The organism is Ferruginibacter sp. (genome assembly GCF_031430955.1).
GTDB lineage: Bacteria > Bacteroidota > Bacteroidia > Chitinophagales > Chitinophagaceae > Ferruginibacter.
Window position 1 is genome coordinate 1 of sequence record NZ_JANPCM010000232.1, and the last position, 6,016, is coordinate 6,016.

The window sequence follows — 6,016 nt, forward strand, 5'->3', positions numbered from 1 at the left end:
ACTGGTGAATATTTCAACAATTAAAGAGGCAGTTGCTGCAAACCATACTTTATGATGTGTGGCCCAAATTTTTGGTAATACTTCAGCAAATAAAACCAGCAAAATAGTAACAGCTACTACTTTAATTAAAAAAACGGTTAAAAAATTAAAATTCAAGCCTGTAATCCAGTCATCAATTAAAAGGTTGGAGATTAAAATAATACCAATGTTTACAAAGCTATTGGCAATTAGCATGGAAGCCAGCAATGTTTTTGGATGTTCCAGCAAATTAACAATGCGCCGGTATGCAGGCTGCTGCTTGGTTTTAAGTAAATTAATATCTTTAAACGTAAGTGAGAAAAAAGCGACTTCGGAACCGGCTACTAAAAATGAAATAATAAAAAGTAAAATAGCAAGAAAGATAAGCACAGCATTAGCCGCAAGAGTAATTGCCAATAATGTTAATGGAAAATAATTAATAAAACCGGTAACCGAATGATAATCCAAAATAAAATATTTAAGTCAATAATTGTAAAGTTATATGCATCAACTTTACTTATTAAAATTCAAAAAAAAAAATTATGTTTTTTTAAAAGGGTAAACGTTCTGTACCATCGTCAATTGGCGGAATATCGGCACCATTAATTCCTTCCATACTTTCAATGCCTGCCGCCGGGTGAGTGCCATCACTTCTTTTCTCCAGCATAATTAAATTATCACCAACCACTTCAGTTGCAAATTTTTTATTGCCGTCTTTATCTTCCCAACTACGGGTTTTTAAACGGCCTTCAATATAAACAAGACTGCCTTTGTGTAAATATTTTTGAGCCAGGTCAGCCAAGCCACGCCACAACACCACTGTATGCCATTCTGTTTGCGAAATTAGTTTACCACTTCTGTCTTTAAAAGTTTCAGTGGTTGCTAAAGAAAATTTAGCAACCCCAATATTGCCTTCCAAAAATTGTATGTCCGGGTCTTTACCCAGGTTGCCAATTAACATTACCCTGTTTACGCCTCTCATAAAATTTTATTTTGCCCCCTTATCAATTAAAGAGAAAAGGATTTTTAAAATTGATTTAACACTGTCCAAGTACCAGATTTAGTGCTATAACAAATTTAAAGATACATTTTTATCTTTCAAATAGTTTGTTATGAATTTGGGGAAAGGTAAGCTGGCAAACTCCTTTTGCGAAACGGATTGATACCCTTCTATTGCTGCTTTATTTTTTAATTTTATTTTAATAAACTGGCCATGTATAGTTTGGTGTGTTAACTTTTGGCTATACAGTTTTGAAATGGTTTCTATATTATAAGTGCCTTTTTTCAACAATTTTTTAAAAGCAGGTAATTTTTCCAATTGTACGGCATCTGTTGCTGCCTCAGCTTCTACTAAAACAAATTCGTACAGATTTTCCCATATATCTTTTGTACCACGTTTACGCACATATACTTTGCTATTATGCTCTATAATAAAATAAAAAAGCCATCTTGTTTTTTGTGTTATCTTTTTTTCTTTTACGGGTAAAACATTTACTAATCCTTTTAAATATGCGCCACAACTGCTTTGCAGCGCACATTGCTTACATAAAGGCAACTTTGGTTTGCATACTACAGCACCAAAATCCATTAACGCCTGGTTGTAAATGCCGGGTTGTTTTTTATCTAATAATTCCTGTGCAAGTGCAGTAAATTTTTTTTTCCCTTCTGTACTGTCAATTGCAGTATCATCATTAAAAAAACGTGATAAAACCCTGAACACATTTCCGTCAACCACTGCATAGGGCAAATTATATGCAAAAGATGCAATGGCTGCAGCTGTATAAGGACCAACACCTTGCAGTTTTAAAATATCATCATAATTATCAGGAAATTTACCTTTCTTTTCATTAGCAATAAATTTTGCAGTAGCTATTAAATTTTTGCACCGTGTATAATATCCCAATCCTTCCCAAAGTTTAAAAACTTTTGTTTCGGGTGCTTTAGCTAATTTATTAATATCAGGAAAAGCCACTACAAAACGATTATAATAATTCCAGCCCTGCTCTACCCTTGTTTGTTGTAAAATAATTTCGCTTAACCATATTTTATAGGGATCTTTTTCCCCCTTCCAGGGCATTGGCCGGTTATTGGATGTACTGTTCCAATGCAAAAGAGCAGATGTAAAATATTTTTTTTGAGAAATCATATCCGCAAATGTCAATTTTATAAAGTTGTTGTCACAAAATATTTATACATAGCAAATAAAGCAGATGCTGTTAATAATCAACAGGTTATTACTTTTTTTTAAAAAGATGAATATATTTTTGCAAGACAAAGTAGTTGATAATCACCATCTTATTTGGAATTTTCAACCCTTTTTTGTACTTTTCTAACAGAAATATAAATCTATTATGAGAAAAGCAGACCTTATCAACCAAATTTCCGACAAAACAGGCATCCCTAAAGTAGATGTTCTAGTAACCCTTGAAACAATGTTTAAAGAGGTAAAAAAATCTTTATCTTCTGGCGAAAATATATATATAAGAGGTTTTGGAAGTTTTATTATAAAAAAACGTGCTGCTAAAATTGGTCGCAATATCAAAAAAAATATTGCGGTGGAGATACCGGAGCATTTTATACCCGCCTTTAAACCTGCCAAAGAATTTATGCAGGAAATAAAATCTTCTAAAAACATTAAAGAGCTTAGAGAAAACCACGATGAAGGCGAAGACTAATGTACCTTTACTCCCGAAAATACCGGGATAATTTTATGAATAAACAATTATTACTTGCTGCAACAGGCTTAATTTTAGTTGCAGGCCTTTTCTTTTTTGGAAGAACAGTCTCAAAAAAAACTACAGCTGCCGCTACACCTGCCAATGCAAAAACAGCAACGCCTGCATTTAATATTACTCAATATATAACCGAAGCAAAACAAAAACTCACTGCTTCGCAGGTACTTACACTTGGTAAATTAGAGAATAGTGTAACCCGTGGTGATGTACTTAACCAGCAAATTACCGCCAATAATCAGCTTGCCAATTTTTGGAAAGACAGTGCCCGTGCTTTTGAACCTTATATATATTACTTATCGGCCGCTGCTAAGTTGGATAAGTCAGAAAAAAACCTCACCTTTGCTGCCCAATTAATTTTGGATAATCTGAGAGGAGAACAGGATGCCGCTAAATTAGATTGGAAAACAGAACAGGCAATAGAGTTATTTGAACAGGCTATTACTTTAAATCCCGAAAGCGACGATTTAAAAATTGGATTAGGCAGTTGCTACATTTATGGCAAAGGCCGCACAGGAAAGCCCGAAGAAACTATGAAAGGCATTCAGCAATTGCTGGCTGTTGTTAGAAAAGATTCTTTAAACATGAAGGCGCAATTAGTTTTAGGTGTGGGTGGATATGTATCGGGGCAATACGACAAAGCAATTGACCGTTTAACAAAAGTGGTAAAAGCCGAACCCAATAATTTAGAAGCTATAGCATTTTTAGCCGATGCTTATGCAAATAAAGGAGATAAAACCGAAGCAATTAAATGGTACACGGAAATGAAAAGGGTTGCCAACAATCCTGAATACAGTAAAGAGATAGAAGAGCGGATAAAACATTTACAATAAAAGAACACAACGAATTAAACATATTATTTTAAACACAAAAAAGACTAGTTATGCCTTGTGGTAAAAAGAGAAAACGTCATAAAATTGCAACACACAAGCGTAAAAAACGTTTAAGAAAGAACCGTCATAAGAAAAAATAATTGATTTTTCTTACGGTGTCCCGATTCCCCATCGGTACACAATTTATCTGTATGCAGTACAGTTTGCCGCTTAATTGGTAGTGCAATTATTGTATGCAGGTATATATCCTTTCCATGATGTAACGGTCTTATCAAAAATTTACGCTTGACCAAGGAACTTATAATTAATGCTGCGCCGCAAGGTGTAGAGATTGCACTGCTGGAAGATAAAAGACTGGTAGAGCTGCACAGTGAAAAAACTGATGCCAGCTTTGGCGTGGGTGACCTCTATCTTGGTAAAGTAAAAAAATTAATCCCCGGTTTAAATGCTGCCTTTGTTGATGTGGGTTTTGAAAAAGACGCCTTTCTGCATTACACCGATCTTAGCCCTTATGTTCGTTCCATTTTAAAATTTACAACTGAAGCCATTAACGATAAAAGCGAAACAGGTTTTGATTTTGCTAAATTTAAAGTAGAGCCTGAAATTGTAAAGACAGGGAAGATAACAGAAATACTGAGTGGCCGCCCCAACATTTTAGTACAAATTTTAAAAGAACCAATTGCAGCTAAGGGCCCACGCCTTAGTTGCGAATTATCTTTACCCGGCCGTTTTGTGGTAGTTACTCCGTTTAATGATATTGTTGCTGTTTCCCGTAAAATACATTCATCGGACGAAAGAAAAAGATTACAAAAAATTATAGAAGCTATCAAGCCCAAAAATTTAGGTGTAATTGTGCGTACTGCTGCCGAAGGAAAACACACGGCTGAATTGCATGAAGACCTTTTAAGTTTGATTGCCACCTGGAAATCGATACAAACCAATTTAAAAAGTGCCGCACCTCCGGCAAGAATTTTAAATGAGCTGGGTAAAACCACCAGTATATTAAGAGATTTATTGAGCGAAGATTTTAATAAGATAGTAGTAAACGATAAAACAATTTTTGCTGATACCAAAACGTATATTCAGCGTATTGCACCCGATAAAGCAGATATTGTTTCTTACTACAATAACGGCTCCCCTATTTTTGACAGTTTTGGTATTACCAAACAGGTAAAAGCAGCTTTTGGCAAAACAGTTAACCTGCCCAGTGGTGCTTATTTAATTGTGGAGCATACCGAAGCCTTGCATGTAATTGATGTAAACAGCGGTTATAAAAGTGTAAGTAATAACCAGGAGCAAAATGCTTTGGAAACAAATTTAGAAGCTGCTGAAGAAATAGCAAGACAATTACGCCTTAGAGATTTAGGTGGCATTATTGTAGTTGACTTTATTGATATGAAGTTGATGGAGAACAAGAAAAAACTTGCTGATGCGATGGAAGGTTTTATGCGTAGCGACAGAGCAAAACATGCAGTGCTGGCTATAAGTAAATTTGGGTTAATGCAAATTACCCGCCAGCGTATGAAGCCGGAAATGACCATTAACACTACAGAAATTTGTCCCAGTTGCGAAGGCACCGGCAAAATTTCTTCTACATTAATATTGGAAGATGAGATAGAAAAGAATTTAAACTACCTCATTATGCAAAAGCATAAAGGATTAACTGTAGAAGTACATCCTATTTTATACGCTTATCTTACCAAAGGCATTTTCTTTAACTCTAAACTGAGTAAATGGAAACGCAAATTCAAACAAAAGATTAAGCTTCAGCAAAATACCAATTATCATCTTACCGAGTTTCATTTTTTTGATGACAGTGATGAGGAAATAAAGCTGTAGGAAAATTATATCCTCACATTCTTACCAAATATTTTATTCATTTCTTCTGCATAGATATTTTTAAAGTAAAGCTTTACAGGTTTATTTTTCTGAATTACAAATTCTTCTTTGCAGTGAAAAAGCTGCCCGTTGTTTTTTGTGAATGCAATTAAAGTAATTGATTCGCCAGCAGGTAAGTTTTTCAATGAAATATTTTCACCTTCAGAAAACTCCAGTTTACCATTGATTAAGCCGTTGAAATTTTTAAAGATGACAAAGTATTGAATGGTTCCCTTATTAAATGTAATGGGTAAATCAATTTCAATTTCCGCTGGAGGACTATATTGATAAAACCGGTCGCAATTTATCCAGCCCAAATTTGTTATGGCTGAAGGGTTATAATATTTTTGTATTTGGCCCGCCAGATTTTTTGGCTGCCATTTTTCCAAAGCATCTTCTCTCTTTCTTTTTTCCATTTCCTTTTTTTGATTATCTTCTTGTAACGTTCTGCATGTTTTTAAAATAAATTGTTTAGGAGGACCGTAAACAGTGTATAAATAATTCGTATCAACCCTTTGGCCCGGTAATAATTTTGCTATCTCCTTAGGCCACATG

Annotated in this window: 7 protein-coding genes; 3 read left to right on the forward strand and 4 right to left on the reverse strand. The window is 34.6% G+C overall.

All coding sequences use genetic code 11. The features are described 5' to 3' along the window. The 3 genes from ACY65O_RS06495 to mutY form a co-directional block, all read right to left on the reverse strand. Nucleotides 1–486 (reverse strand): CNNM domain-containing protein (locus ACY65O_RS06495; RefSeq protein WP_462220041.1); only part of this gene is annotated, 486 nt, incomplete at its 3' end. An 82-nt stretch (nt 487–568) separates the two neighbouring features. Beyond that, a complete protein-coding gene (locus tag ACY65O_RS06500; protein WP_462220042.1) occupies nt 569–1,000 on the reverse strand; it encodes a single-stranded DNA-binding protein in 432 nt (143 codons plus the stop codon). Nucleotides 1,001–1,084: 84 nt separating this feature from the next. After that, a complete protein-coding gene (gene mutY / locus ACY65O_RS06505; RefSeq protein WP_462220043.1) occupies nt 1,085–2,164 on the reverse strand; it encodes an A/G-specific adenine glycosylase in 1,080 nt (359 codons plus the stop codon). Between the two features lie 205 nt (nt 2,165–2,369). On the opposite strand from mutY, the gene ACY65O_RS06510 reads away from it, so the two are divergent. The 3 genes from ACY65O_RS06510 to ACY65O_RS06520 all read left to right on the forward strand — a co-directional run bounded on the left by ACY65O_RS06510 (nt 2,370) and on the right by ACY65O_RS06520 (nt 5,422). Further along, a complete protein-coding gene (locus ACY65O_RS06510) occupies nt 2,370–2,693 on the forward strand; it encodes an HU family DNA-binding protein (protein ID WP_462220044.1) in 324 nt (107 codons plus the stop codon). A 35-nt stretch (nt 2,694–2,728) separates the two neighbouring features. Then, on the forward strand, nt 2,729–3,583 hold the full coding sequence (locus tag ACY65O_RS06515) for a tetratricopeptide repeat protein (RefSeq protein WP_462220045.1): 855 nt from the start codon (nt 2,729–2,731) through the stop codon (nt 3,581–3,583). Nucleotides 3,584–3,868: 285 nt separating this feature from the next. After that, nucleotides 3,869–5,422 carry an Rne/Rng family ribonuclease gene (locus tag ACY65O_RS06520; protein WP_462220046.1) on the forward strand — a complete coding sequence of 518 codons (1,554 nt, stop codon included), beginning with the start codon at nt 3,869–3,871 and terminating at the stop codon, nt 5,420–5,422. A 5-nt stretch (nt 5,423–5,427) separates the two neighbouring features. Here the strand turns inward: ACY65O_RS06520 and ACY65O_RS06525 are convergent. Beyond that, on the reverse strand, nt 5,428–6,016 hold a 589-nt coding region (locus tag ACY65O_RS06525; RefSeq protein ID WP_462220047.1), incomplete at its 5' end, for a hypothetical protein.

Excerpts from the sequence above, each read along its gene's own strand:
- mutY (WP_462220043.1), bottom strand. The coding sequence starts at position 2,164 with ATGATTTCTCAAAAAAAATATTTTACATCTGCTCTTTTGCATTGGAAC.
- ACY65O_RS06510 (WP_462220044.1), top strand. The coding sequence starts at position 2,370 with ATGAGAAAAGCAGACCTTATCAACCAAATTTCCGACAAAACAGGCATC.
- ACY65O_RS06515 (WP_462220045.1), top strand. The coding sequence starts at position 2,729 with ATGAATAAACAATTATTACTTGCTGCAACAGGCTTAATTTTAGTTGCA.
- ACY65O_RS06500 (WP_462220042.1), bottom strand. The coding sequence starts at position 1,000 with ATGAGAGGCGTAAACAGGGTAATGTTAATTGGCAACCTGGGTAAAGAC.